The organism is Paraburkholderia sediminicola, assembly GCF_046027355.1.
GTDB lineage: Bacteria > Pseudomonadota > Gammaproteobacteria > Burkholderiales > Burkholderiaceae > Paraburkholderia > Paraburkholderia sediminicola_B.
Map to the genome: position 1 here is coordinate 333,382 of NZ_JAQQEK010000003.1, position 24,518 is coordinate 357,899.

A 24,518-nucleotide genomic window follows, 5' to 3' on the forward strand; every position below is an offset into this window, starting at 1 on the left:
ATGGACTCGCTAGTCACGGCGGCGGCGCGCGCGCTCGCCGCGGGCGATCCGCTCGGCGCGCTGAATCGCGTCGCCTTGCGCGACGACGCGCCCGCGCTCGCGTTACGCGGCATCGCCATGGCGCAGCTCGGCGATCTGGTGCGGGCGAAGGCGCTCGTGCGAAGCGCCGCGCGTGCCTTCGGTGCGAGAGAGCCGGTGGCTCGTGCGCGGTGTATCGTCGCCGAGGCCGAGATCGCGCTCGTCTCGCGCGATCTGAACTGGCCCACCAAGGCCCTGGACGCCGCACGCGCCACGCTCGAAGCGCATGGCGACCGGCTCAACGCCGCTCATGCGCGCTATCTCGCGGTGCGGCGCCTGCTGCTGATCGGCCGTCTCGACGAAGCCGAACGCGCGCTCGCCGGGCTCGATCCCACGCCGTTCCCACCGTCTTTGAGAACCGCGCACGAGCTGGTCGTGGCGGGTGTCGCGCTGCGCCGTCTTCAGACCAAAGCGGCGCGCGCCGCGCTCGAACGAGCCCGGCGCGCAGCGGGTCTCGCGGGTATCCCTGCGCTGATAACGGAGGTCGACAACGCCGCACTCGTTCTGAACGCACCGGCGGCGCGACTGCTCGCGCGTGGTGAGGAACGACCGTTGCTGCTCGACGAGGTGGAAGCGCTGCTGGCATCGAAGGCATTGATCGTGGACGCGTGCCGTCATGTTGTGCGCGACGCGGGCGAGGTGATCTCGCTCGCCAGCCGCCCGGTGTTGTTCGTGCTTGCCCGTGCGCTGGCCGAAGCATGGCCGAAGGACGTGTCGCGCGACGTGCTCGTCGCGCGAGCCTTCAGGGCCAAGGTCGCCGATGAATCGCATCGCGCGCGCCTGCGGGTCGAACTCGGGCGGCTGCGTTCGGTGCTTCGCGCCGTGGCCAGCGTGAGCGCGACGCGGCGCGGGTTCGCGCTGGTGCCGCGACATGCGCAAGAGGTGGTCGTGCTGGCGCGGCCCGTCGAGGACAAGCATGCGCCCGTGCTTGCCTTGCTCGCCGACGGCGAGTCGTGGGCTAGTTCGGCCCTCGCGCTGGCGCTCGGCGCGAGCCAGCGCACCGTGCAGCGGACCCTCGATACACTCGCGGCGCAAGGCAAGGTGCAATCGCTGGGCCGAGGGCGGGCGCGCCGCTGGATGACGCCGCCCGTGCCCGGATTCACGACGACCTTGTTACTCCCCGCTCCGTTGCCGGTTGATTAGGATGGCAACACGACAACCACGAGGGACAAACCATGAAACGATCAGCCGCCGAAATCATCAACGAGTACGGACCCTTTGCGGGTGTGGAACGGGTGCATGGCGTGACGTACGACGGCCAGCACGTCTGGTTCGCGACGGGCGACGCGTTGAACGCGCTCGACCCGGAGAGCGGCAAGACGGTCCGCTCGATCGACGTCGCCGCGCACGCGGGTACGGCCTTCGACGGCCAACACCTGTACCAGATCGCCGAGGACCGTATCCAGAAGATCGATCCCAAGACCGGCCGCGTGCTCGCCACGATTCCCGCGCCGGGTGGCGGCGCCGACTCGGGCCTCGCGTGGGCCGAAGGGACGTTGTGGGTCGGACAGTATCGGGAGCGCAAGATCCATCAAGTCGATCCGCAGACGGGCGCGATTTTGCGCACTATCGAGTCCAATCGCTTCGTGACCGGCGTCACCTGGGTCGACGGTGAACTCTGGCACGGCACGTGGGAGGGCGATGAAAGCGAATTGCGGCGCATCGATCCGCGCACTGGCGAAGTTCAGGAGCGACTGGAGATGCCGTCTGGTGTCAGCGTGTCGGGGCTTGAATCCGATGGCGGCGATCGGTTCTTTTGCGGCGGCGGGAGCAGCGGCAAGGTGCGTGCGGTGCGCCGGCCTAAGTGAGATTGTGCGGTGGGCGCCGATTGCAAAAGCAAGCCGCAATCGGCATCTGCATCAGCCTATTTGCGCTCGCATCCCGGCAAGTCCTGCAGCAGATCCATGAACGCCCGCACCTTCGCGCTTAGCAACCGCCGCGAGTTGTACAGCGCCCAGATCTCAACCGGCGGCCCATCCGCTACACCCCAACACACGAGCCGTCCCGCCGTCACATCCTGCTCGACCAGCAATTTAGGCAAGAGCGCCACGCCCACCCCATCGAGCACCGCGTCGCGCACCATCAGCAGCGATGAGAGCCGCAGCACCGGCATCGGCGCAAGCGCCCTCACTCCGCCTTCCGTGCGCACGCTCCAACTCGCACCCGCCGATGCCGCCACCAACACGACCGCGGGCACCGCCAACGCGGCAGCGTCGCCGGCGGGTTGGGAAGGTATCGACATCGTGGGCGCAGCGACCACGAGCCGTTCGTCGCCGAGAATGCGCCGCCCCACGAGTTGCTGGTCAGGCGATGGATTGATGCGGATAACCAGGTCGTAGCCGTCCTCCACCGGATCGACGACGCGGTCTTCCGCAACCACTTCGAGTTCGACCTGCGGATACGCCAACGCAAAACGCGTCGCGATTCGCACCAGCACCACGTGCGCGAACACGACCGGCGCGCTGATCCGCAATCGTCCGCGTGGCACCGGCGCGCGCGACGCCACCGCCTCACCCGCCTCCTGAATTTCCGCCATCAATCCCCGCGTGCGCTCGTGCAGCACGAGACCTTCTTCGGTCAGCCGCAGCGTGCGCGAGCCTCGCTCGATCAACCGCACGCCAAGCGTTTCCTCCAGTTCCGCCACCCGCCGCGACAGCGTGGCCTTGGGGCGGTCGAGCGCCCGGCTGGCCGGGCCGAAGCCGCCGTGCAGCGCCACCGCATTGAAATCGGCGAGCGACGTCAAATCCATGATCGTTCCAAATATGAGACGAAGTGTCTGGATTTTTGCACTTTCGCTACTCAAATGGAACATCTATTGTGTGTCCACGGGCTGACGTTCAGCCCATCCAACCCCAAGGAGAAAGTCATGGCAATCCTCGTAACCGGCAGTACCGGCGTAGTCGGCAAGCAGGTTCTCGAACATCTGGCGGGCAGTGGCGCCCAAGTGCGCGCGCTGACTCGCACGCCGGAAAAAGCGCAATTCCCGGGCGGCGTCACCGCAGTCCAGGGCGACCTGTCCGACGTGGACGGATTGCGCCGCGCGATGAGCGGCGTGAGCACGCTGTTCCTGCTCGCACCCAATGCCCCGGACGAACTGACACAAGCGCTGCAGACCCTGAGCGTGGCGCGTGAAGCCGGCGTGAAAGGCGTGGTGTATCTGTCGGTGTTCAAGGGCGCCGAGTATGTCGACGTGCCGCACTTCACCGGCAAGCATACGGTCGAGCGCATGATTGAGCACTGCGATCTGCCGGCCACCGTGTTGCGCCCCGCGTATTTCATCCAGAACGACGTGCGCCAGAAAGAGCCGCTGCTGACGCACGGCGTGTACGGCATGCCGATCGGCGCCAAAGGTATTTCGATGGTCGACGTGCGCGATATCGGCGAGGCCGCCGCGCGCGAACTGCTGCGCCGCGAGCGGGCCGCAAGCGGCTTGCCGCGCGAGACGTATGAACTGGTCGGCCCCGACGCGATCACGTCGGAAAGCGTGGTGTCGATCTGGGCTGAAGCGCTGGGACGCAGCGTGCGCTACGGCGGCGACGACCTCGACGTGTTGGAACAGCGTTTGAAAGCGGCCGCGCCGGGCTGGCTCGCTTACGACATGCGCCTGATGATGAGCCGCTATCAACAGGACGGCGCGGTCGCATCGCAAGCGCAAATCGATCATCTCGCGACGTTGCTCGGCCGGCAGCCGCGATCTTATCGGGGCTTCGCGGCGGACATGGCGGCGGCCTGGGCGAAGGGTTGAGCGTTTGAATCGGGCGACCCGGCAATGGGTTGCCCGATTCAACGTACTGCTGCTTTTGAATAAGCGGATTGACTGTCGGAGTTTCTAAAGCCATCAATTTAAAAACACGCTCAAGTTTTTCTCTCGCGCTGTCGTTTACACGGCATGCTCCGTGTGTCACATCATTCACGCCGCATAAACAACGCTAATTTTGGCCCAAGTACAAACCACACTCCCTTCAATCCGTAATGAAAAAGTACATCGCACTCTTTGCCATTGCCGGCACGTTATTGACGTCAGGCTGCGCGACTGTTTCCACCATGTCGCCGACCACATCGACGAGTTCGGTCGACACCACGAAAAACTCGTATGCGTTAATGACGGTGACGCTCAAGAACGCTTATCACACGAGTTATCAGCCGAGTCCTATCGTCGTGCATATGGAGCGCGGCGCGGCCGACTCGCGCGAAGACCGTTTGAATTTCAAATTCGACGATCAGGCCACCACGACGAGCGACACGGGTAATCATTATTTCATTCGCCTTCCGCTGGCGCCGGGCAAATATGTGATGCGCGGCATTACCGGTCAAAGCGGCATATTCCCGTTCCACGGCATGTTCTTTACGCCGCTTCACGAAGTGGTCGAAATCAAGCCGAATTCGATCGTGTATCTCGGTCATATCGACGCCACGATCGTCGAACGTAAAGACGGTGAATTGCGCGCGGGGCCGGTCATTCCGCTGGTTGATCAGGCGGTCGCCGGTTTCAGCGGCGGGACGTGGGACATCAGCGTGACTGACCAGTTCGACGACGACGTGACGGCATTCAAAAAGGACTTCCCGGCGCTGACCAATGCGTCGATTGATCGTGAAGTGCTGCCCGCCTGGGATAAACAGAAAGCCACCGAATGGTGGAATAACCACTAATTTCAAGCTGTAAATCCGAACGGCGCGCGCAGCGCAACCCGCTTGCCTGCGCCCGCCTCCAAACAAGCCGATAATCGCATGACCGACAGGATGGAGACGCCACGGTCATGCGCAATCTCGACGAAAATACGATCACCGAAGCGGTTCTGGCGCGCCACGCGCACGCGGGCGACGAGCGGCTGAAAACCATCGTCACGAGCCTCGTGCAGCATCTGCATGCGTTCGCGCGCGAGGTGAATCTGACCGAGAACGAATGGGAACAGGGCATTTGTTTCCTCACCGACGTCGGCCATATCACCGACGACAAACGCCAGGAATTCATCCTGCTCTCGGACACGCTCGGCTTATCGATGCTCGTCACCGCAATGGCGAACCGCAAGCCGCCGGGCTGCACGGAAGCGACGGTCTTCGGGCCGTTCTTCGTCGAAGGCGCGCCCGCCTATCGAAACGGCGACGACGTATCGAACGGCGCACGCGGCGAGCCCTGCTTCGTGTCGGGAACCGTCAAGGGAGCGGACGGCGAAGCGGTGGCCAATGCACGCATCGAAGTCTGGCAAGCCGACGCGGACGGTTTCTATGATGTGCAACACGCCGGCGACGACACGCATCGCGCCAGAGGCGTGCTCCATAGTCTCGACGACGGGCGCTATCACTTCCGTTCCATCGTCGCCGAGCCTTATCCGATTCCACACGACGGACCGGTCGGGCGCATGCTTGCGGCGCTCGGCCGGCATCCGTGGCGTCCGGCCCATCTGCATTTCATGATCACGGCGCCGGGCTATGAGCGCCTCGTGACCCACGTGTTCCGCGAAGGCGATAAGTACCTCGATTCGGACGCGGTGTTCGGCGTTCGCTCATCGCTCGTCGCACAGTGGAAGCACCATGAGGCAGGCACGGCGACGGACGGTACGTCCATGACTACGCCGTTCAGCACGCTCGAATTCGACTTCGTGCTGAACCGATCCGCGTGACGCGGGTCACTTTCCTATCGCAGCAACCATCCCTTACCGAGCTTTACTCTCATGGAAAAACGAGCACTCATCATCGGCGCGAGCGGCATTGTCGGCGGTAATCTTGCGGACCAGTTGCTTTCGAACGGCTGGCACGTCGCCGGACTTTCGCGCGGACGCACGCCGGTGTCGCCGGCGATTGAATCGATTACGGCCGATCTGCAGTCGGCCGAGTCCGTCAGCGAGGCACTCGCCGGCCAAGCGTTCAGTCATGTGTTCCTGACCGCGTGGTCGCGCCAGGCCACGGAGAAAGACAACATCCGCGTGAATGGCGCGATGGTGCGTCATGTGATGGACGCCGTAGGTCCGTCAGGCACACTCGAGCATGCCGCGCTCGTGACAGGACTCAAGCATTACCTCGGCCCGTTCGAAGCGTATGCGACCGGCGCGGTGCCCATCACACCGTTTCGCGAGGAGCAGGGCCGCCAGCCGGTCGACAACTTCTACTACGAGCAGGAAGACCGTTTATTCGACGCCGCGCAGCGCTACGATTTCAGTTGGAGCGTGCATCGTCCGCACACGATCATCGGCTTCGCGCTCGGCAACGCAATGAACATGGGCGTGACGCTCGCCGTCTACGCGACGCTGTGCAAGCAGACCGGCCAGCCGTTCGTCTTCCCTGGATCCGAGGCGCAATGGAACAGCCTCACCGACATGACCGACGCGCGGCTGCTCGCGCGCCACCTAGAGTGGGCCGCCACGTCAGCGAAAGCGCGCAATGAAGACTTCAACGTGGTCAACGGCGATGTGTTCCGCTGGAAATGGATGTGGTCGCAAATCGCCGGCTACTTCGGTATCGAAGCGGTACCGTTCGATGGCGAAGCACGTCCGCTGGAAGGCCGCATGCAGGACGCCGGCAAGGCATGGGCCGAGATCGCCGCGCGCTTCGATCTGAAGGAGGCCGACATCGGCAAGCTCGCCTCGTGGTGGCACACCGACGCGGACCTTGGCCGCCCGATGGAAGTGCTCACGGATATGACCAAGAGCCGGCAGGCAGGCTTCCTCGATTATCAGAGCACGCCCGACGCCTTCTTCGCGCTGTTCGACCGGTTGAAGGCGGAGCGCATCATTCCCAGCGATACGCGCACGCGGCTAGCGGCCTCGATTGAACAGCGGTGACGCGTGGCTCGCGGCCGCGAGTTCCGAAGCGGCCGCGAGCAGTGTCGAGCCGAGGCTGGCCATGCGTTTTTCGTCCAGCCGCACGAGCGGCCCGGCAATGCTGATCACGCCCATGGCGGGATAGCCGCGCCGCTGCACGGGTGCGGCCATTGCCGTCATGCCGGGGGCAAAGACTTCGTTGATTGTCGCGTAGCCTCGTTCACGCGCGGCGTGCACGAACTTCAGCAGTGCGCTGATCGTGGTCGGCGCGTTGGGACCGTATTGCTTCGGCTGCCCAAAGCCCTGGCGCGAGACGAGTTCGAGCGCGCGTTCGTCGGTCATGGTCATCATCCATGCGTGGCCCGTGGCGCTGCACGAGAGGATCGTGTCCATGCCCATGTCCGGGTCGTAGCGCAGACCCTTCAGCGCGCCCTGCGCCTTCGCGACCCACGTCAGCCGGTCGCCGTCCACGATTGCCAGCCGCACCAGTTCGCCGGATGTCTCGGCGAGCCGGTCGAGCATCGTCTGCGCAATGTCCACGATGCCGGACGTCGCGAGAAAACCGAGCCCCAAGCCGACGAGCTTGGTGGTGAGCACGTAGTCGCCATGCTCGCGCAACTGCCGCACATAACCGCATTGCTTCAGATCGACGAGTAGCCGATGACATGCGCTGCGCGGGATATCGAGTTCGTCCGCGATCATCGCGAGCGGCGTTCCCTCCATTTGCGTGGCGAGAAATTCGAGTACCGCGAGGGTGCGCTCCGTGACGCCTGGCATGCCGGTCTCCGTCTTTTTCGGGGGTTTGCGCAGGCAGTTTTGCACATTATGGGATCAAATTCCACCCTGGAACGGCATCCCACCCAAGGGTGCTAACCTTGGTTTCAAGGCGGCGCGACGCGCACAGCGATTCGAAGCGCCCCGAGTTCATCGATCAGACAAGCGAGCGGGAAACGGTTGGCAGCGCTCATCGCTTGCGACCTGCATCCCGTGCGGCGACGGTTAAGGAGACAACATGATTCAGGAAACGCAACAAGGCACGCATGCCGCGATGCGCACGCGGGCGGTCACGGCGGCGGCCGTCGGCACCGCGCTCGAGTGGTTCGACTTCACGCTTTACGGCGCATTGGCCGCCACGGTTTTGCCCAAGCTGTTTTTCCCCTCGATGGACTCGACGTCCGCTCTGCTTGCATCGCTTGCGACCTTCGGTGTGGGGCTCGCCGCGCGGCCGCTCGGCGCGATCATCTGCGGCCATTTGGGCGACAAGCTCGGGCGACGCAACCTCATGCTCGGCACCGTCACGGTGATGGGCCTCGCCTCGATGCTGATGGGTCTGTTGCCGACCTACGCGAGCATCGGCGTATGGGCGCCCGTCCTGCTGGTGCTGCTGCGCATTCTGCAAGGCTTCGCGCTGGGCGGCGAGTCGACCGGCGCGCAGTTGATGGCGATCGAACACGCCAGCGCCGACCGGCGCGGCAAGTACTCCGGGCTGCTGGGCCTGTGTTCGCCGCTGAGTCAGATCATGGCCAACGGCGTGCTGCTTCTGCTGTCGTCCACGATGTCGGCGCAGGCTTTCGATTCGTACGGCTGGCGCATCCCGTTCGTGCTGAGCTTCATTCTCGTGATCGTCGGCGTGTATATCCGCTTGCGAGTCAGCGAGACGCCCGCCTTCGTGGCGCTGCGTAAAACGGAAGTCGTGCACGTGGGCAGTCCGCTGCGCGATGCATTGCGCCTGCATTGGAGAACGGTTCTGCGCTGGATGCTGTTCTTCTGCGGACCCGCCGCGATCTTCTACCTGATCGTGGTGTTCTCGCTCAGCTACATCACGAAGACGCTCGCTATCCCCAAGCAAACCGGTTTTCTTCTGCTGATGGGCGCCAATGTCTGCGCGATCGTCGGCGCGCTTGCCGGCGGCATGCTGAGCGACAAGATCGGCCGCAAGAAGGCGCTCGCGATCGGCTCGACCGCGACCTTGCTGATGCTCTTCGTGTATTTCCAGATTCTCGACACCAAAAGCTTTGTACCGATGCTCGCGGCGATGGGCTTCTTCCTCGGCTTCACGCAGTTTCAAAGCGGCATTCAGCCGGTCGCGTTCGCCGAAGCGTTTCCGACCAATGTGCGTTACTCCGGCTCCGCGCTCGCTTACACCGGTGCGAACCTGGTGGCGGGCGGTCCGATGCCGGTGCTGGCCGTGTGGCTCTTTGCCGTGTGCAACGGCTCGCCGTGGGGCGTCGTCGCCGTGTGCGTGGTCTTCAACGTGATTTCGCTGGTGATGATCCTCACGGCGCGCGAAACCCTCGGCATCGACATGAACCGCACCGACTCGACGGCGGCCGTCACGGGCGAAGCGGACTTTACGCCGGCGGCCGTGAGCAACAGCCATCGCACGTAATACGCGCGGCGCTCCGGCGTGACACTGAATCATCGAATTTTTGCAGACAGGCGACCGAACAATGACTGAACTCGTATATGTACTGAATGGCTCGAACCTCAACATGCTCGGCAAGCGTGAGCCGCATCTGTATGGGACGACCACGCTGGCGCAAATCCAGCAGCAGGTGGAGGCGCTCGCGGTCCGGCTGGAACTTCAATGCGAGTTCCGCCAGACCAACAGTGAGGCCACCATGGTCGACTGGCTGCAGGAAGCGTTCGAGCGCGACGCCGCGGTGATCATCAATCCGGCGGGCTTTTCGTTCGCGTCGGTGCCGGTTTTCGACGCGGTCAAGCTGATCGAGCGACCGTTGATCGAGCTGCACATCACCAACATTCACAAACGCGATGAAACGTATCGCCATTCGCTGGTCTCGCGCGCGGCGACTGGGGTGATTTGCGGACTTGGCGCGAACGGGTATCTTGTCGCGCTGCAAGCGATGGCGATGGCACTCGGGAAAAGTCCGAATTTCGGTTGAGGCTGCAGGCTGCAGGCGCGGGCCGACTGGCCCGCGCGTAACTCGAACGCCCCTTGCCGCCTCGCCCACCCACCATGCCGTGCCCGCTGCGCACGGCATTTTTTTGCCCTGAAATTCCAGAGAATAGTTTTGGCTAAGGGGAAACCCGTATAATCCCTTCCAAGAGGTCAGACAACTAGAGGACATCAGTCGTCAAGACCCTGACCTGCGCCGGCCGCGCAGCGTCCACCTTGCAAAGCTTTCCCTCAGATCCGTGAACCCGACTGCCACTGCCCTGCCGTTCCGCAACGCCCTGTTCGCCATGCTCGGCATCGGCCTCGTCAACATGCTGGTCGCACTCGATCAGACGGTCGTCAGCACCGCGCTGCCGTCCATCGTCGCCGAGTTGCATGGCTTCGAGTACTACGCGTGGATTGCTAGTGCTTATCTGCTGGCTTCGGTGGTCACCGTGCCGGTGTTCGGGCGGCTCGGCGACTACTTCGGCCGCAAGCGTTTCGTGATCGCCGCGGTCATCACGTTCACGGTGGCGTCGGTGCTCTGCGGCGTCGCGAACGACATGCTGTTTCTCGTCATCGCCCGCGGCTTGCAAGGCGTCGGCGGCGGGATGATGGTCGGCACGGCGTTCGCGTCGATACCCGATCTGTTTCCCGATCCGCGCGCGCGAGTGCGCTGGCAAGTGGTGATGGCGGCCGCGTACGGCATCGGCACCGCGGCGGGACCGTCGCTCGGCGGCTGGATGAGCGAACACTGGGGCTGGCGTTCGACCTTCCTGATCAATTTGCCGGTCGGCGCGGCGGCGCTCTATTTCATCTGGGCGCATCTGCCGAGCTTCCGGCGCCCTCATGAAGGCGAAGTCAAAATCGACTGGCTCGGCGCGGCGTTGGTCGCCGCCGTGCTCGGCGGTCTGCAGGCTTTTATCGAAGCCGTGCCGAAAAACGGCCTGACCGCCGGCAATCTCACGTTGGCCGCTTGTGTGATCGTGGGCACGATCGCACTGCTGATCTGCGAGAAGCGCGCCACGCATCCGATCATTCCGCTCGATCTGTTCAAGGACCCGCAACTCGTCACGCTGTTCACGCTCGGCATGCTGTCGGGCTTCGTGATGTTCTCGCTGATCTTCTTCGCGCCGCTGCTGCTGCAAGGCGGCTTCGGACTGTCGCCGCAACAGGCCGGCCTGCTCGCCACGCCGATAGCCGCCTGTATCGCGCTTGGCAGTCTGCTGAATACGCGCATCGTGATTCACATGAAGAAGCCGACGCAGATCCTGTCGATCGGCTTCGCGCTGCTGCTGTTCGCGTCGATCGCGCTGGCGTTTGCGAATCCGGACACGCCGCACGTGTGGATCGAATTGCCGATGGCCGCAGTCGGTATCGGCCTCGGTTTCATTCTCAACAATCTGAATGTGTTCGGCCAGGAGATCGCCGGGCGCGAGCGCTTCGGCATCACGACGGCGCTGCTGCAATCCACGCGCATGGTAGGCGGGATGCTGGGCACGAGCATTGTCGCGACCGTGGTGCAGCATCATTACCGCGACGTGATCACGCGCACGATGAGTGTGCTCGGCGAGCCGGCCGCGTCGCAATGGCGGCCTCGCTTTGTCGACCTGCGCATTCTTATCGATGAGGCGTCGCGCCTGAAGCTGATCGCGGATACGAAGCCGTCAGGGCTCAATACGCTCGCCTTGATCGACACGGCGCGCGACGCGTTGGTGCAGTCGATTCATATCGGCGTGTGGCTGACGGCGGTGGCGGCGCTGGCGGCCGCGCTGCTCGTGCAGCGGATTTCGCACGTGGTGTTTCGCAAGAGTTGAACGCATTGGCCGGATTGAGCACATGTCGCGTGGGCCACGTTGCGCTTTTCGGCCGCTGTGATTGCGTTCGGATCACAGCGGCCGGTCCCAACCGTTAAGACGAACGCCGCAGGTGCATGGCTGCGTTGTATTCGCAGAAATCCAGCGCCTGCTTATTGCGCGCCGAGCTTCCTGATCAGCGCATCGAGTTGCGCCAACTCTTCTTCGGTCAGATCGGTCAGCGGCGCGCGGACCGGACCAGCATCGTGGCCCACCAGCTTCGCGCCCGCCTTCACGATGCTCACCGCGTAACCCGCGCGACGATTGCGGATCGCCAGATATGGCAGGAAGAATTCGTCGAGCAATCGGCCTTGCGTTGCATGATCGTCGACAGCGACCGCGCGGTAAAACTCCATCGCCGTCTTCGGAATGAAGTTGAACACCGCCGATGAATACACCGGCACGCCCAGCGCCTTATAAGCCGCCGCATAAACTTCAGCGGTCGGCAAACCACCGAGATACGAAAAACGGTCGCCGAGGCGGCGGCGAATCGTCACCATCGCTTCGATTTCACCCACGCCGTCCTTGAAGCCGATCAGGTTCGGGCACCGGTCCGCGAGACGTTCGAGCATGTCCGCGTTCAGCTTCGAATTCGCCCGGTTGTAGACGATCACGCCGATGTTCGGCGCCGACCTGCACACTTGCTCCACGTGCGCCGCGATGCCTTCCTGCGATGCCTCGGTCAGATAATGCGGCATCAGCAGCACGCCGCTTGCGCCGAGACGTTCGGCTTCCTGCGCGTATTCGATCGCCACGCGCGTCGGGCCGCCCGCACCCGCGAGAATCGGCACCTTGCCTCGGCAGGTCTCGGTCGCCGTGCGGATCACGTTGGTGTAGTCGCTTTTCGTCAGCGAAAAGAATTCGCCCGTGCCGCCCGCGGCGAACAGCGCGGTCGCGCCGTAGGGCGCCAGCCATTCGAGGCGCTTCGCATAGGTATCCGCACGGAAATCGCCGTGCGCGTCGAAGTCGGTCACGGGAAAGGACAGCAGCCCTTCGGAAACGATGGCTTTGAGTTCTTGAGGTGAAGTCATGGCGTGTATGGCGTTTAAGGCTTCAAGTACGGCGAGCGCGCGCGGTTAGCCGCGCCGCCGCCCGGATCATCGTTGGTTTAGCGCACCAGGCACGGGCGCTTGTTATCGAACTTCCAGTTCGGAATCAGATATTGCATGGCCACGCCGTCGTCGCGCGCGCCCAGGCCGTGCTGCTGATAAAGCGCGTGCGCCTTCTCGATCTCATCCATGTCGAGTTCGATACCGAGTCCCGCGGCCTGCGGCACCTTGACCTTGCCGCCGACGATCTGCAGCGGCTCACGCGTCAGACGCTGGCCGTCCTGCCAGATCCAGTGCGTGTCGATTGCGGTGATCTTGCCGGGCGCGGCGGCCGCCACGTGCGTGAACATCGCGAGCGAAATGTCGAAGTGATTGTTCGAGTGCGAACCCCACGTGAGGCCCCAGTCATTGCACATCTGCGCGACGCGCACCGAGCCTTGCATGGTCCAGAAGTGCGGATCGGCAAGCGGAATATCCACGGACTGCAACTGGATCGCGTGACCCATCTGGCGCCAGTCGGTGGCGATCATGTTGGTCGCCGTCGGCAAGCCGGTCGCGCGGCGGAATTCGGCCATCACCTCGCGGCCCGAATAGCCGTTTTCGGCGCCGCACGGATCTTCCGCGTAGGCGAGCACGTCGTGCTGGTCGCGGCACAGGCGCACCGCTTCCGCCAGCGACCAGGCGCCGTTCGGATCGAGAGTGACGCGGGCCTTCGGGAAACGTTCGGCGAGCGCGGTGACGGCTTCGATCTCGGCGTCGCCGGACAGCACGCCGCCCTTCAGCTTGAAGTCGTTGAAGCCGTAGCGCGCCTGCGCGGCTTCAGCGAGACGCACGACGGCCTCGGGCGTCATCGCTTCTTCGGTACGCACGCGCTCCCAGTCGTCGCGGCCATCGGCGCCGCTCGCGTATTCCAGGTCGGTTTTATTACGGTCGCCGATATAGAACAGATAGCCGAGCATTTCCACTTCGTCGCGTTGCTGGCCTTCACCGAGCAATGCGGCGACGGGCACGCCCAGATGCTGGCCGAGCAGATCGAGCAGCGCGGCTTCGAGCGCGGTCACCGCGTGAATGGTGGTGCGCAGATCGAAGGTCTGCAAACCGCGGCCGCCGGCGTCGCGGTCGGCGAATTGCGTGCGCGCCTTGTTCAGGACCGCTTGCAGATTGCCGATCGACTGACCGACGACGAGCGGACGCGCGTCGTCGATGGTCTTGCGGATGCTCTCGCCGCCCGGCACTTCACCGACGCCGGTGTGTCCCGCGCTGTCGCGCAGAATGACGATATTGCGCGTGAAGAACGGGCCATGCGCGCCGCTCAGATTGAGCAACATGCTGTCGCGGCCGGCAACAGGCACGACACGCAGTTCAGTGACGACCGGAGTGGCGTTCGATTCAGAAGGTTTCGTGGACATGATGTTGGACCGGATGAGTTAGTGAGCCGGGCGGCGGAAATCAAGGCGCTGTGCGATCGCGCTCGACACGGGCACCGGACGGAAACTGAAAAGTGCGTGACGCATGATTGGCGGTTGTGTCAGTCAGTGTAGTCAGTGAGCTTCATGCTGGAGCGATTCCGGCAGCGCGTCGTGGTTGACGCGCCGGTTGCGAGTCAGGAAGCCGGCCGCCGCCGCAATCAACGAAGCCACGGCTAGGCCGTACAGGCCGCCGGTAATCGAACCGGTGTGCTGCTGCAGATAACCGAACGCGGCCGGCGCGAAGAATCCGCCGAGGTTGCCTACCGAATTGATCAACGCGATCACCGCCGCGGCGACGCGTGCATCCAGATAACCCTGCGGGATCGGCCAGAATAGCGACGCCGCCGCCTTGAAGCCGATCGCCGAGAAACAGATTGCCACGAACGACAGCACCGGATTGCCCGAAGTCGAAGCGAACAGCCCGCACGCTGCAATGACGAGCGCCACAGCCAGCCAGGCCTGCTGGAAGCGCCATTTCGCCGACAACAACGCGAAGCAGTACATCGCGAACATGGCGATGAGCCAGGGAATCGCGTTGAACATGCCGACTTCGAAGTCGGACAGGCCACCCATTTTGCGGATGATCGTGGGCAGCCAGAAGGTGGCCGCGTAGATGGTCAGTTGAATCGCGAAGTACAGGAAGCAGAACAGCAGAATCTGCGGATCCTTTAGCAACTTCATGGCCGGCAGATGCGCGCCGCCGTGCGCCTCGCGCTCGGCCTGTTCCGCCGCGATCGACGTCTGAAGCACGTGCTGCTCTTCAGCGGTCAGCCACGAGGCATCGCGAATACGCGACTTCAGCAGCGTCCAGCTCACCGCGCACAGCACGATCGAAAAGCCGCCTTCGATGAGAAACATCCATTGCCAGCCGTGCAAACCGAAGCCGCGAATGGACAGCAGGCTGCCGGTGATCGGACCGGACAGCACCGATGCGAGCGCGGAGCCGCCGAGAAAAACCGCCACCGCCTTGCCGCGTTCCTTCTGCGGCAGCCACTGCGTGAAGTAAAAAACCACGCCAGGAAAGAAGCCCGCCTCGGCGACGCCGAGCAGGAACCGCAGCACGTAGAACGAGGTGTCGTTCCAGACGAACGCCATCGCCGCCGCGACCAGTCCCCACGTGCCCATGATGCGGGTGAGCCACGCGCGCGCGCCGTACTTCTGCATCAACACGTTCGAGGGCACCTCGAACAGCGCATAACCGATAAAGAACAAACCGCTCCCCAGCCCGTACGCCGCGGCGCCGATGCCCAGGTCCGTCTGCATGTGAGAATTGACGAAGCCGATGTTCACGCGGTCGATGTAGTTCGCGATGAACATGATCAGAAACAGCGGCAGCACGTGCCGCTTGACCTTGGAGACCGCTGATTCGAGCGGGTCGGCGGCGGTGGTGAGAGCAGGCGTCAAGATTGTCTCCAGTTTCGGCCGCTCAGGCGGCCTGATCGAGCGCAACGCGGCGCATTCAAACAGGCCGGTCTTCCGTCCCGAAACGCGTGATACGTTGTCTGATGACAGTCTACCGTGTTTTTCTGGGCAATTCCAATGCGGTGTTTACCCTGCCAGCATGTCTGTAACTCCGCGCTGACGGGGCGATCAGACCTCATGAAGAAGAATATCAAGAGCTGAAATAAGATGTCTGATGACACTAAAACCATTGCGTTCTCCATCCAACATGCGGAGGCGGAACCTCATCTCCGCAAACCATCGCAAACGCGAGAATCAAATCGTTCTTATCCGGACAAACGCTATGATGGCTATACCGAGGCGTCACACGCCGCAAATCGCACGCGCGCCGTGTGCATTTCCAGCCGAACAATCAACCAGCCACAGAAATGAGCAGCCTAACTGAGAAGGTGGTGGCCACCCTTTCCGATGAAATCCGCCGCGGCACCCTGAGGCCGGGCGACCGCATTCCCACCGAAGTCGCGATGATGAAGCAGCTCTCGGTGAGCCGCTCCGTGGTGCGCGAGGCGATTTCGCGGCTGCAGGCGGCCAAGGTGGTCGAGACGCGTCACGGCATCGGCACCTTCGTGCTGGCGCCCGCTACGGAAAAATCCATGCAGTTGCCCGCCGCCGATCTCTCCAGCATGCTGGATGTGATGGCGATCATCGAATTCCGTATCGACGTCGAAGCCGCCTCCGCCGCGCTCGCCGCGGCGCGGCGCACCGACCAGAACCTCAAGCAGATCCGCGGCGCGCTGCAGCGTTTCGAGTCCGAACTCGAGCGCGGCAGCACCGATACGCTCGCGCACGACATCGAGTTTCATTTGCAGATCGCGCGCGCGAGCGGCAATCGCTATTTCTTCGACGTGCTCAGCCAACTCGGCCGCGCGGTGAGTCCTCGCACGCGCCTCGGCTCCGCGGAGATCGCGGAACTCGACCATATCGAGCATCTGCGCAATGTGCTCAGCGAGCATCAGATGATCTATCGCGCGATCGAGCGGCAAGACCCGGACGACGCGCGCGCCGCCATGCGCATGCATCTGAGCAACAGCCGCGAACGGCTGCGCCGCGCTCACGAGCTGAGCAAAGCGGGCGACTGATTCGCCAGCGAGCGGGCGGCTGCGCGCCGCCCTCCTTTCTTCTGAAAAAATACAACTGTACTGGTTTAGGTATAGGCCGGGTGGGGCGCTGCGACCGCAAGCCGCGCTGCCCGTGCAGTATTGTTGGCCGCAGCGGAATAGTGCATTCATGTCCAGCCGCTTGATGGGTTTAATACGTTCGTCCATATTTCTCCCATCGCGAGTTGTTGTCCAAGCCGACAGCGACGCGGACCTTGAATCCACTTTGAGAAACCCATCATGAAACTCACAGGCAACACTATTTTCATCACCGGCGGCGGATCGGGCATCGGCCGCGGACTCGCTGAAGCGTTCCACAAGCTCGGCAATCAGGTCATCATCGCCGGCCGCCGCAAGGCGAATCTCGAAGAAACGATTGCCGCCAACCCCGGCATGCAGTCGGTCGAACTGGACATCACGGACCCGCAGAGCATCGCCTCAGTCTCGCAACAACTGATCGCGCAGTACCCGTCGCTGAACGTGCTGATCAACAACGCCGGCATCATGCAGATCGACGACCTCAGCAAACCGGTCGACGACGCGCTGATCGTCTCCACGCTCACCACCAACCTGATGGGTCCGATCCGCCTGACGGGCGCGCTCGTCGAGCATCTGAAGCAACAAGGCGACGCGACCATCATCAACGTGTCGTCGGTACTCGGCTTCGTGCCGATGGCCATCGCCGGCGTCTATTCGTCGACCAAGGCCGCGATCCACTCGTACACGCAATCGCTGCGCTACAAGCTGAAGGACACTTCGGTGCGCGTCGTCGAAATCGCGCCGCCGTGGGTGCAGACCGACTTGCTCGACAGCAAGAACGAACCGCGCGCCATGCCGCTTGCGCCGTTCATCGAACAAACCATGCACGAACTCGGCACGGACGCTGATGAAGCCATCGTCGAAGTCGCCCGTCCCTTGCGCAACAACCCCGGCCCGAACGAAGCCGCGTTCGTCACGCAGTTCAATGACATGTTCGCCGGCGTCTAATCCATTGTTGTTTGAGCCGGCCGGAAACAGGGTGTCGCGTCTCCGGCCGGCTCCATTGCGCGCTCTCGCGCAGGTGTTTCCATGACTCAAAATTCCGCAGTATCCAGCGTCGCGCCGATTCGCGTCGGTATCGTCGGCGTAGGCAACTGGGCGCAACACGGGCACGTGCGCGTGCTGAGCCTGCTGCCCCAGTACGAACTGACCGCTGTGTTCAGCCAGCGCCGCGAAGCGGCGCAAGGCGTCGCCGAACGTTACGGCTTCAAATACGTCGTCGATTCACTCGACGCACTGGTCAAGCACCCCGAAGTCGATCTGGTCATCGTTCTGACGACGGCGCCGCAGCACGCCGAAGGTGTGCGCGCCGCGATCGCGGCCGGCAAGGACGTCTACTGCGAATGGCCGTTGACGCCGAGCGTCGCCACCTCGCAGGAACTGGTCGACCTCGCGCGTGAGGCCAATGTGCGTCACGTCGTCGGGCTGCAACGGCGGCTCGCGCCGCACAACCGCTACGTGCGCGATCTGCTCGCGCAAGGTTATGTCGGCAAGCTGCGCTCGGTGCGCATTCACGTGAGCATGAATTACTTCCAGGCGCTGCGTTCGCAATCGCTGCGCTGGACCGTGCCGCCCGAAAACTTCTCTAGCGTGATCGCAATCTATGCAGGCCATTTCCTCGACATGCTGCTCGAAGCGACAGGTTGGCCGCACAGCATTGCCGCGCTCAGCATCAATCAGTTTGAGCAGGTGACGATCGCGGAGACAGGCGAAGTCATGCCGACCACGACGCCCGATCAACTCGTGCTCGCCGGCCGCCTGGCAGACGGCGCGGTGTTGTCGGTGCATATCGAAGGCGGCAAGCGCAACGGCTCGGGCGTGCAGATCGACATCACGGGTACGGAAGGCGATCTGCGTATCACGAATCGCTCGGCGTTCGGCAATGTCGGCGACGACTACGTGATCGAAGGCGCGCATGGCAACAACCTGCCGCTCGCGACGCTGCCAGTGCCTGCGTCGTATGACCGGCTGCCGCCGTCCGAGCTGCCCTCCGCCGTGTTAGAGCTCGCCCAGTTGTACGCCGCCTTCGCCGACGACGTCCGCACCGGCAGCCACACCGCGCCGACGTTCGAGCATGCAGTCCGTCTGCACAAGCTGCTCGACGCCGCCGTAGAATCATCAGACAGCGGCCGCCATATCGAAGTGAACTGAAGCGGTCCACCTAGCAGCTGCCCCGCACTTGTGCATGACACAATGCGGGGCGCCTGTATTGCCAGAGAACTTACGACCATGCCGAAACCTTCACACAAAGACACGCTGATCGCCGAAGGCATGCGCGTCATCCACGAATTCGGCTTCAACGGCGCGAGCGTGCGGGACATCGTCAAAGCGGCGGGCGTGCCGCATGGCTCGTTCACGAACCACTTCACATCGAAAGAAGCATTCGGCCTCGAAGTGATCGAACTGTATTTCGAGCGGGCACAGGCCGAGATGCGCGAGACGCTGCTCAACGACGAACTGAAACCGCTGTTTCGTCTCGGCAAATACATCGACGTGCATATCCGCCTCATCAGCCAGAACGATTCGCGCAATGGCTGCCTGCTGGGCAACTTCGCCGCCGACTCGGGCGACAGCGAAGCGATCCGCTCGCGGCTCAATGCGATCTTCGCCGAAATCGAAAAGTCCGTTCTGTATTGCCTGCGGGCCGCCGTCGCGGCGCGCGAGGTGCGAGCCGATACGAACTGCGAGCAACTCGCCACCTTCATCGTCTCGTCGATGCAAGGCGCGTTTCTGCTCGCCAAAGCGCAGCGCGATCCGGCGCCGGTCGTCAATCTCAAGGAAGTGCTGTTTTCCAGCGTTTTGCAGCGGGCCTGATAAGGAGCTTCCGATGACGCAGCCCAATCAGCCAGGTCGTCCTGCCGCAGCTACGGCGCGCGCACCCGCGCAGACCGTCAACGGTGAGAGCGGCGCTTCGCTAGGCGCAATGGACCGGTTTGGCTCGCTCAACGTGTTCGTGCGCGCCGCCGAAACCCGCAGCTTCACTGAAGCGGGCCGCCAGTTGGGCATTTCGTCGTCGGCGGTCGGCAAGGCGATCTCGCGGCTCGAAGGACGGCTCGGCGTGCGCCTCTTTCACCGCAGCACGCGCAGTATCGCGTTGACGCCCGAGGGCGCAACCTTTCTGACGCGCTGCCAGCGGATCATCGGCGAAATCGAGGCAGCCGAGAACGAACTGGCGCTCGCCAATGCCGCGCCGCGCGGACTGCTGCGCGTCAGCATGCCGATGGTGAGCACGCTGATGATGCCGGTGATCGCCGCTTTCATGAAGACGTACCCGGACATCGTGCTCGATATCGACTTCTCCGACCGCATGGTCGATGTGATCGAGGAAGGCTTCGACGTCGTGACCCGCACCGGCGATGCGATCGACTCCACGCTCGTCACACGCACCATGGGCACGTACCGGCATGTGATCGTCGGCTCGCCGGCTTACTTCGCGCAGCGCGGCGTGCCTGGCGAACCAGAGCAACTGCGCGACCACGCGTGCCTTCAACATCGTTTTCCGACCACCAATAGACTGCGCCGCTGGCCATTGATCCGCGATGGCGAGATGCTGGACATCGACCTTCCGACGACGGCCATCGCCACCGCCGTCGAGCCTTTGACCATGCTTGCCGAACAGGACCTGGGCCTCGCCTGCGTGCCCGACTTCACGATACGCGCGCAGCTCGCGCGAGGCTCGCTGGTTGCCGTGCTGCAACCGTACACGGATACACCTACCGTGTTTCGCGCGCTGTGGCCGTCCGGGCGTCAGATCTCGCCTAAAGCGCGGGTCTTCGTCGATTTTTTGAGCGAGCATCTGTTTCCGGTTTCCGCTGCGGCGGCGCGTGGCGCCGGCCGCGCTTGAGTGTGATGCCTGTCGGCCTTCGGCACTTTTCAACGCGTATCGCCCCGCACGAAAAAGCCGGCGTATTCAGCAACGCACTGAACACGCCGGCTTTCACAACATCCGCTTCGTGCCATCAGCAAGCTTATGCGCTCACCGCCTCTTCCTCGTAAAACGGATAGTCCGTGTAGCCGACTTCCGTGCCGCCGAAGAACGTCGGCCGGTCGTACGTATTGAGCGGCAGCTTGCGGCGCAACCGTTCCGGCAGGTCCGGATTGGCGATGAAATCGCGGCCGAACGCAACGAGATCGGCGTCGCCATCGGCGAGGATCGCTTCGGCGGAATCGCCCTTGAAGCCACCTGCGGCGATGATCGTCCCCGCGTAGTGCTGGCGGATCGTCTGCGCGGCAACCGGATCCGGATTGCGGCTTTCATCTTCGACATTGCCGGCGATGCGCGGCTCGATCAGATGCAGATACGCGAGATCGAGCTTGGCCAGTTCGGCCGCGACGTAGCTAAAGAGACCGACCGGATCGCTATCCGACATATCGCCCCACGATCCGCTCGGTCCGAGACGCACGGCAACCTTGTTGCTGCCCCATACGGAAATCACCGCGCGGGTGGCTTCCATCAGAAAGCGCGCGCGATTCTCGAACGAACCGCCATAGGCATCCGTGCGCTTGTTGCTGCCGTCTTGCAGGAACTGGTCGAACAGATAGCCATTCGCGGCGTGCAATTCGACGCCGTCGAAGCCTGCCTTCACGCCACGTTCAGCCGCCGTGCGAAAACTCTCCACAATCCCGGCGATTTCATCGATCTCCAATGCGCGGTTAGGCGTGTTCGGAATCCAGCCGGCTTTTGTATAAGCGACGCCGCCGTGCAGCACTTCCGACGGGCCCACCGGCCGGCGTCCTTCCGGCTGTAACTCAGCGTTCGACTGACGTCCCGCGTGATAGAGCTGCAGGAAGATCTTGCCGCCCTTCGCGTGCACCGCGTCGGTGACTACGCGCCAGCCGGCGATCTGGCTGTCGTCGTAAAGGCCGGGCGCGCCGAGGTAGCCGTTGCCTTCAACAGCGGCAATCGTCGCCTCGCCGATCAGCAATGCGCCTGCAGTGGTGCGCTGCGTGTAATACTCGGCCATCAGACGCCCGGGGCGCGCGCCGTCTTCGGCACGCATGCGGGTCAGCGGTGCGAGCACGACGCGGTGCGCGAATTCATAAGGTCCTACTTTGACTGACGTAAAGAGCTTGCTCATGATGTTTTCTTTCTCGAGATGATCCGGTGAATGATCGCCGCCGAGCGCTGCGCGCGCTGTCTGGCGTTGATTGACAATCTATAGGCGCGGGTCGTTAAGAAAAACGGGCCACGGCTCCGAAGACTTGGGAGCCTGCAGTCCGCAATGCGCCGAAACCCTTGCGCCTGCTGGACTGCACACCCATCACCGATTGTTTCGATGGCGCGGCAACTGTGTTTCAACAGCGCCGGCTACTTGTCGAGCACGTGCTTCAGGCTCGCGTGACGCGTGCTGAACGTCATGATCACGAGCAGGCTCAGCACGGCGAGCAAACCGCCGAAGTGCATCGTCGAGGCAATGCTGAGGTGATCGACCACCGCGCCGCCCGCCAGCGACCCGAGCGCGATCGAGGTCTGCACGGTGCTGACGAACATCGACGACCCCGCTTCAGGGCGGTCCGGCGAACTCCATTGCATCCAGATGCTTAGGCTCAGGGGGATCGCGCCGAGCGCGACGGTCCAGAACCCACCGAGGCTCGCGCCCAGCAATGCGCGGCCCACCAGCATCACGGCGAAGCTCGGCGCAAGCGCCGAGATCACGTTCGATGCGGCCAGCAGCAACAGGGTCGCCGGCTTATCTGGCGAAACGCGGCGCGCCAGTCGCGCCGCTCGATCTCGCGCACCATGAGTGCCTGCAATTCGTCAGCCTGGGACGACCGCAACCGTGGCTCTTAGCCGGCGTCGAGCAACAGGTGGTGGAAACCGGCGGCAGGTTGAAGATGGACAGCGCCGAGGCTTTGATCGGCGCGGCGGTGAATGGCGTGGGCATCATCAATCTACCCAACTATCGGGTTGCGAGCGAGATCCGCCAGGGCCGCTTGCAACCGCTGCTGCAATCGTTCGCAGCAGAGGCGCTGCCGATTCGCGCGATCTATCCGACGCGCCGACATCTGACGCCGAAGGTGCGGCGTTTTATCGATGAGTTGATTGAGGCGTGGCAGCCGGTGCCGCCTTGGGAAGAAGCGGACGCCTGAAGGCGACCGCAAACGCATAAGCGCACTACGAGGCAGGCGCCTCGACATCGAGATCCATCAACGCCGAACTCAGCGACTTGCCGTGCGCATCGAGTGCAAGCGAACGCGTCACGCCTCCGCCGAGCGCATTGCCGAGCACGAAGTTGAACGCGGCAATCGCGGGCAGTTCATGACGCACGACGTCGCCATGCACGACATCGCCGAGATGGGCCTTCACGCGCTCCGGCGTCAAGACCGCTCGCAGATGATCGTAGTGCGACGCGTCATAGCAAATCACCGAGATGTTCAGCGTATTGCCTTTGTCGCCGGTACGCGAATGAGCCAGCTCACGTAATTTCATCTCACGCCTCCACCATCGAAAACGCCGGCGTCACATACTCGCGCGGCAGCAAAACCGATTGCACCGCGACGACTTCGCGCGCCGACTTCGTGACGCCACCCCCACCCGCCGGACCATTGGTGTAAAGCGTCTCCACCTCGTTACCGATCTGCACCGCTTGCGCGAGCGAAGCCGTGCGCCCCGCCACTCGCGCACGCACTTCATAAGGCTCGGCATAATCGGCAGCCGCCGTTTCGCCATGCAATGCGTTCACGCCGATCAGATCGAAGCGCAATTCACGCGTCTCCACACCGGTCAACACGAGCCGTTCCCGCACGATATCCAGTGCGAGCCGCGCGCGCGCCAACGCACCGGGACCGCCATAGGAAATTTGCCCTTCCCCGATATACCCATCGAAATAAGCAACCGACACCTTCAGCGTATCCGTACGCGACGTGCCTCGTCCGCCGCTCACGCGAACGCGATCCGGCGCTTCCTGCGCGACGCGCACCTGTGAAAAATCCGCGACCACGTCCGGTTGCAGATAGCGCTGCGGATCGTGAATCTCGTACAGCAGTTGTTCCTTGCAGGTCGCCTCCGTGACTCGTCCGCCGGCTTGCGCGAGCTTGGTGATGACCACCGCGCCGTCCGGCCCGACTTCGGCAATCGGGAATCCGAGCCTCGCCAGTTCAGGAACATCCTTGAAGCCCGGATCCGCGAAATAGCCGCCGGTGATTTGCCCCGCGCATTCGAGCAGATGGCCGATCACCGTCGCCTGGCCGAGCGTCTGCCAGTCGTCCATGCGCCAGCCGAATTCGTGAATCAGCGGCGCGACGAACAGCGACGGATCGGCCACGCGTCCGGTCAAAACGATCTGCGCGCCGGCCGCGAGCGCATCGACAATCGCGCTCGCGCCGAGATACGCGTTCGCGGACACGAGCCGATCCTCGTAGTCGGCCACACGCTCGCCGGATTCCACGAAGCAGAAATCGCCCTGGCGAACGACGTCGAGCACTTCGTCGCCGGTGACCGCGGCGATCTTCACGTCGCCAAGGCCGAGCGAGCGTGCGATCTCCGCGGTCTTGCGCGCCGCCGCAAGCGGATTCGCCGCGCCCATGTTCGAAATGATCCGCACGCCGTTGCCCAACGCGGCCGGCAGCACCGCCTTCATGCGCGTTTCGAGCAACGGGTCGTAGCCGAGTTCGGGGTCCTTGCTGCGCGCCTGCTGCGCGATCGCAATCGTGCGTTCCGCGAGGCACTCGAAGACGAGGTAATCGAGCGCGCCGTGTTCCGCCAGTTCGACGGCGGGTTCAATACGGTCGCCGGAATAACCGGCGCCCGCGCCGATGCGCACGGTCCGTTGAGATTGAGTGGCTGTCATGCTGGTCACATCCGTTCAGTGA

Annotated in this window: 24 protein-coding genes; 15 read left to right on the top strand and 9 right to left on the bottom strand. The window is 63.4% G+C overall.

What is annotated here, in order from left to right:
- Together PQR42_RS07420 and PQR42_RS07425 are read left to right on the top strand one after the other, a co-directional pair.
- Complete coding sequence (locus tag PQR42_RS07420) at positions 1-1,221, top strand: helix-turn-helix domain-containing protein (RefSeq protein WP_408383236.1); 1,221 nt, start codon at positions 1-3, stop codon at positions 1,219-1,221.
- 32 nt (positions 1,222-1,253) lie between these two features.
- Positions 1,254-1,886 (top strand): Vgb family protein, encoded by a 633-nt coding sequence (locus PQR42_RS07425; RefSeq protein ID WP_408383235.1) that lies wholly within the window; start codon positions 1,254-1,256, stop codon positions 1,884-1,886.
- 56 nt (positions 1,887-1,942) lie between these two features.
- Here PQR42_RS07425 and PQR42_RS07430 read toward each other — a convergent pair whose 3' ends face one another.
- Complete coding sequence (locus PQR42_RS07430) at positions 1,943-2,827, bottom strand: LysR family transcriptional regulator (RefSeq protein WP_408383233.1); 885 nt, start codon at positions 2,825-2,827, stop codon at positions 1,943-1,945.
- Between the two features lie 117 nt (positions 2,828-2,944).
- Between PQR42_RS07430 and PQR42_RS07435 the strand changes: the two genes are divergently transcribed.
- From PQR42_RS07435 to PQR42_RS07450, 4 genes are all read left to right on the top strand, one after another.
- Positions 2,945-3,823 (top strand): SDR family oxidoreductase, encoded by an 879-nt coding sequence (locus tag PQR42_RS07435; protein WP_408383231.1) that lies wholly within the window; start codon positions 2,945-2,947, stop codon positions 3,821-3,823.
- 227 nt (positions 3,824-4,050) lie between these two features.
- Positions 4,051-4,728, top strand: coding sequence for a hypothetical protein (locus PQR42_RS07440; RefSeq protein WP_408204493.1), 678 nt, complete (start codon positions 4,051-4,053; stop codon positions 4,726-4,728).
- Positions 4,729-4,835: 107 nt separating this feature from the next.
- Entirely contained in the window at positions 4,836-5,699 is an 864-nt protein-coding gene (locus PQR42_RS07445; protein ID WP_408383229.1) for an intradiol ring-cleavage dioxygenase, read from the top strand.
- Between the two features lie 51 nt (positions 5,700-5,750).
- Positions 5,751-6,857 carry an SDR family oxidoreductase gene (locus tag PQR42_RS07450; protein WP_408383227.1) on the top strand — a complete coding sequence of 369 codons (1,107 nt, stop codon included), beginning with the start codon at positions 5,751-5,753 and terminating at the stop codon, positions 6,855-6,857.
- Here the strand turns inward: PQR42_RS07450 and PQR42_RS07455 are convergent.
- Positions 6,831-7,613: an IclR family transcriptional regulator gene (locus PQR42_RS07455; protein WP_408383225.1), complete on the bottom strand. Its 783-nt coding sequence runs from the start codon at positions 7,611-7,613 to the stop codon at positions 6,831-6,833. The genes PQR42_RS07450 and PQR42_RS07455 overlap by 27 nt on opposite strands.
- 235 nt (positions 7,614-7,848) lie before the next feature.
- Between PQR42_RS07455 and PQR42_RS07460 the strand changes: the two genes are divergently transcribed.
- From PQR42_RS07460 to PQR42_RS07470, 3 genes are all read left to right on the top strand, one after another.
- A complete protein-coding gene (locus PQR42_RS07460) occupies positions 7,849-9,225 on the top strand; it encodes an MFS transporter (protein ID WP_408204489.1) in 1,377 nt (458 codons plus the stop codon).
- A 61-nt stretch (positions 9,226-9,286) separates the two neighbouring features.
- A complete protein-coding gene (locus PQR42_RS07465) occupies positions 9,287-9,742 on the top strand; it encodes a type II 3-dehydroquinate dehydratase (RefSeq protein WP_408383222.1) in 456 nt (151 codons plus the stop codon).
- Between the two features lie 301 nt (positions 9,743-10,043).
- Complete coding sequence (locus PQR42_RS07470) at positions 10,044-11,552, top strand: MFS transporter (RefSeq protein WP_408383650.1); 1,509 nt, start codon at positions 10,044-10,046, stop codon at positions 11,550-11,552.
- Positions 11,553-11,704: 152 nt separating this feature from the next.
- Here PQR42_RS07470 and kdgD read toward each other — a convergent pair whose 3' ends face one another.
- The 3 genes from kdgD to PQR42_RS07485 form a co-directional block, all read right to left on the bottom strand.
- Positions 11,705-12,622 carry a 5-dehydro-4-deoxyglucarate dehydratase gene (kdgD, locus tag PQR42_RS07475; RefSeq protein WP_408383220.1) on the bottom strand — a complete coding sequence of 306 codons (918 nt, stop codon included), beginning with the start codon at positions 12,620-12,622 and terminating at the stop codon, positions 11,705-11,707.
- 77 nt (positions 12,623-12,699) lie between these two features.
- Positions 12,700-14,049 carry a glucarate dehydratase gene (gene gudD, locus PQR42_RS07480; RefSeq protein ID WP_408204486.1) on the bottom strand — a complete coding sequence of 450 codons (1,350 nt, stop codon included), beginning with the start codon at positions 14,047-14,049 and terminating at the stop codon, positions 12,700-12,702.
- 132 nt (positions 14,050-14,181) lie between these two features.
- Positions 14,182-15,513 carry an MFS transporter gene (locus PQR42_RS07485; RefSeq protein ID WP_408204485.1) on the bottom strand — a complete coding sequence of 444 codons (1,332 nt, stop codon included), beginning with the start codon at positions 15,511-15,513 and terminating at the stop codon, positions 14,182-14,184.
- A gap of 425 nt (positions 15,514-15,938) precedes the next feature.
- On the opposite strand from PQR42_RS07485, the gene PQR42_RS07490 reads away from it, so the two are divergent.
- The 5 genes from PQR42_RS07490 to PQR42_RS07510 all read left to right on the top strand — a co-directional run bounded on the left by PQR42_RS07490 (position 15,939) and on the right by PQR42_RS07510 (position 20,550).
- Complete coding sequence (locus tag PQR42_RS07490) at positions 15,939-16,649, top strand: FadR/GntR family transcriptional regulator (RefSeq protein ID WP_408204484.1); 711 nt, start codon at positions 15,939-15,941, stop codon at positions 16,647-16,649.
- A 258-nt stretch (positions 16,650-16,907) separates the two neighbouring features.
- Positions 16,908-17,654 carry an SDR family oxidoreductase gene (locus PQR42_RS07495; RefSeq protein WP_408204483.1) on the top strand — a complete coding sequence of 249 codons (747 nt, stop codon included), beginning with the start codon at positions 16,908-16,910 and terminating at the stop codon, positions 17,652-17,654.
- Between the two features lie 81 nt (positions 17,655-17,735).
- Positions 17,736-18,857 carry a Gfo/Idh/MocA family protein gene (locus PQR42_RS07500; RefSeq protein WP_408383218.1) on the top strand — a complete coding sequence of 374 codons (1,122 nt, stop codon included), beginning with the start codon at positions 17,736-17,738 and terminating at the stop codon, positions 18,855-18,857.
- Between the two features lie 78 nt (positions 18,858-18,935).
- Positions 18,936-19,520, top strand: coding sequence for a TetR/AcrR family transcriptional regulator (locus PQR42_RS07505; RefSeq protein WP_408204481.1), 585 nt, complete (start codon positions 18,936-18,938; stop codon positions 19,518-19,520).
- Positions 19,521-19,533: 13 nt separating this feature from the next.
- Positions 19,534-20,550, top strand: a complete 1,017-nt coding sequence (locus PQR42_RS07510; protein WP_408383216.1) for a LysR family transcriptional regulator — start codon at positions 19,534-19,536, stop codon at positions 20,548-20,550.
- A gap of 124 nt (positions 20,551-20,674) precedes the next feature.
- Here PQR42_RS07510 and PQR42_RS07515 read toward each other — a convergent pair whose 3' ends face one another.
- Both PQR42_RS07515 and PQR42_RS07520 read right to left on the bottom strand, forming a co-directional pair.
- Positions 20,675-21,784 (bottom strand): alkene reductase, encoded by a 1,110-nt coding sequence (locus PQR42_RS07515; protein WP_408204479.1) that lies wholly within the window; start codon positions 21,782-21,784, stop codon positions 20,675-20,677.
- A gap of 230 nt (positions 21,785-22,014) precedes the next feature.
- Positions 22,015-22,383: an MFS transporter gene (locus PQR42_RS07520; RefSeq protein WP_408383215.1), complete on the bottom strand. Its 369-nt coding sequence runs from the start codon at positions 22,381-22,383 to the stop codon at positions 22,015-22,017.
- On the opposite strand from PQR42_RS07520, the gene PQR42_RS07525 reads away from it, so the two are divergent.
- The gene (locus PQR42_RS07525) at positions 22,368-22,796 is read left to right on the top strand and encodes a substrate binding domain-containing protein (RefSeq protein ID WP_408383213.1); all 429 of its coding nucleotides are present in this window, start codon (positions 22,368-22,370) and stop codon (positions 22,794-22,796) included. The genes PQR42_RS07520 and PQR42_RS07525 overlap by 16 nt on opposite strands.
- Positions 22,797-22,821: 25 nt before the next feature.
- On the opposite strand, the gene PQR42_RS07530 is transcribed toward PQR42_RS07525, so the two are convergent.
- Together PQR42_RS07530 and PQR42_RS07535 are read right to left on the bottom strand one after the other, a co-directional pair.
- The gene (locus PQR42_RS07530) at positions 22,822-23,136 is read right to left on the bottom strand and encodes an AtuA-related protein (RefSeq protein ID WP_408383211.1); all 315 of its coding nucleotides are present in this window, start codon (positions 23,134-23,136) and stop codon (positions 22,822-22,824) included.
- 1 nt (position 23,137) lies between these two features.
- Positions 23,138-24,496: an acyclic terpene utilization AtuA family protein gene (locus PQR42_RS07535; RefSeq protein WP_408383209.1), complete on the bottom strand. Its 1,359-nt coding sequence runs from the start codon at positions 24,494-24,496 to the stop codon at positions 23,138-23,140.
- Positions 24,497-24,518 lie beyond the last annotated feature (22 nt).

What these genes read in the sequence shown, in the direction of transcription:
- PQR42_RS07420 (WP_408383236.1), top strand. Translation starts at nt 1, where the DNA reads ATGGACTCGCTAGTCACGGCGGCGGCGCGCGCGCTCGCCGCGGGCGAT.
- PQR42_RS07425 (WP_408383235.1), top strand. Translation starts at nt 1,254, where the DNA reads ATGAAACGATCAGCCGCCGAAATCATCAACGAGTACGGACCCTTTGCG.
- PQR42_RS07430 (WP_408383233.1), bottom strand. Translation starts at nt 2,827, where the DNA reads ATGGATTTGACGTCGCTCGCCGATTTCAATGCGGTGGCGCTGCACGGC.
- PQR42_RS07435 (WP_408383231.1), top strand. Translation starts at nt 2,945, where the DNA reads ATGGCAATCCTCGTAACCGGCAGTACCGGCGTAGTCGGCAAGCAGGTT.
- PQR42_RS07440 (WP_408204493.1), top strand. Translation starts at nt 4,051, where the DNA reads ATGAAAAAGTACATCGCACTCTTTGCCATTGCCGGCACGTTATTGACG.
- PQR42_RS07445 (WP_408383229.1), top strand. Translation starts at nt 4,836, where the DNA reads ATGCGCAATCTCGACGAAAATACGATCACCGAAGCGGTTCTGGCGCGC.
- PQR42_RS07450 (WP_408383227.1), top strand. Translation starts at nt 5,751, where the DNA reads ATGGAAAAACGAGCACTCATCATCGGCGCGAGCGGCATTGTCGGCGGT.
- PQR42_RS07455 (WP_408383225.1), bottom strand. Translation starts at nt 7,613, where the DNA reads ATGCCAGGCGTCACGGAGCGCACCCTCGCGGTACTCGAATTTCTCGCC.
- PQR42_RS07460 (WP_408204489.1), top strand. Translation starts at nt 7,849, where the DNA reads ATGATTCAGGAAACGCAACAAGGCACGCATGCCGCGATGCGCACGCGG.
- PQR42_RS07465 (WP_408383222.1), top strand. Translation starts at nt 9,287, where the DNA reads ATGACTGAACTCGTATATGTACTGAATGGCTCGAACCTCAACATGCTC.
- PQR42_RS07470 (WP_408383650.1), top strand. Translation starts at nt 10,044, where the DNA reads ATGCTCGGCATCGGCCTCGTCAACATGCTGGTCGCACTCGATCAGACG.
- kdgD (WP_408383220.1), bottom strand. Translation starts at nt 12,622, where the DNA reads ATGACTTCACCTCAAGAACTCAAAGCCATCGTTTCCGAAGGGCTGCTG.
- gudD (WP_408204486.1), bottom strand. Translation starts at nt 14,049, where the DNA reads ATGTCCACGAAACCTTCTGAATCGAACGCCACTCCGGTCGTCACTGAA.
- PQR42_RS07490 (WP_408204484.1), top strand. Translation starts at nt 15,939, where the DNA reads ATGAGCAGCCTAACTGAGAAGGTGGTGGCCACCCTTTCCGATGAAATC.
- PQR42_RS07495 (WP_408204483.1), top strand. Translation starts at nt 16,908, where the DNA reads ATGAAACTCACAGGCAACACTATTTTCATCACCGGCGGCGGATCGGGC.
- PQR42_RS07500 (WP_408383218.1), top strand. Translation starts at nt 17,736, where the DNA reads ATGACTCAAAATTCCGCAGTATCCAGCGTCGCGCCGATTCGCGTCGGT.
- PQR42_RS07505 (WP_408204481.1), top strand. Translation starts at nt 18,936, where the DNA reads ATGCCGAAACCTTCACACAAAGACACGCTGATCGCCGAAGGCATGCGC.
- PQR42_RS07510 (WP_408383216.1), top strand. Translation starts at nt 19,534, where the DNA reads ATGACGCAGCCCAATCAGCCAGGTCGTCCTGCCGCAGCTACGGCGCGC.
- PQR42_RS07515 (WP_408204479.1), bottom strand. Translation starts at nt 21,784, where the DNA reads ATGAGCAAGCTCTTTACGTCAGTCAAAGTAGGACCTTATGAATTCGCG.
- PQR42_RS07525 (WP_408383213.1), top strand. Translation starts at nt 22,368, where the DNA reads ATGCGGCCAGCAGCAACAGGGTCGCCGGCTTATCTGGCGAAACGCGGC.
- PQR42_RS07530 (WP_408383211.1), bottom strand. Translation starts at nt 23,136, where the DNA reads ATGAAATTACGTGAGCTGGCTCATTCGCGTACCGGCGACAAAGGCAAT.
- PQR42_RS07535 (WP_408383209.1), bottom strand. Translation starts at nt 24,496, where the DNA reads ATGACAGCCACTCAATCTCAACGGACCGTGCGCATCGGCGCGGGCGCC.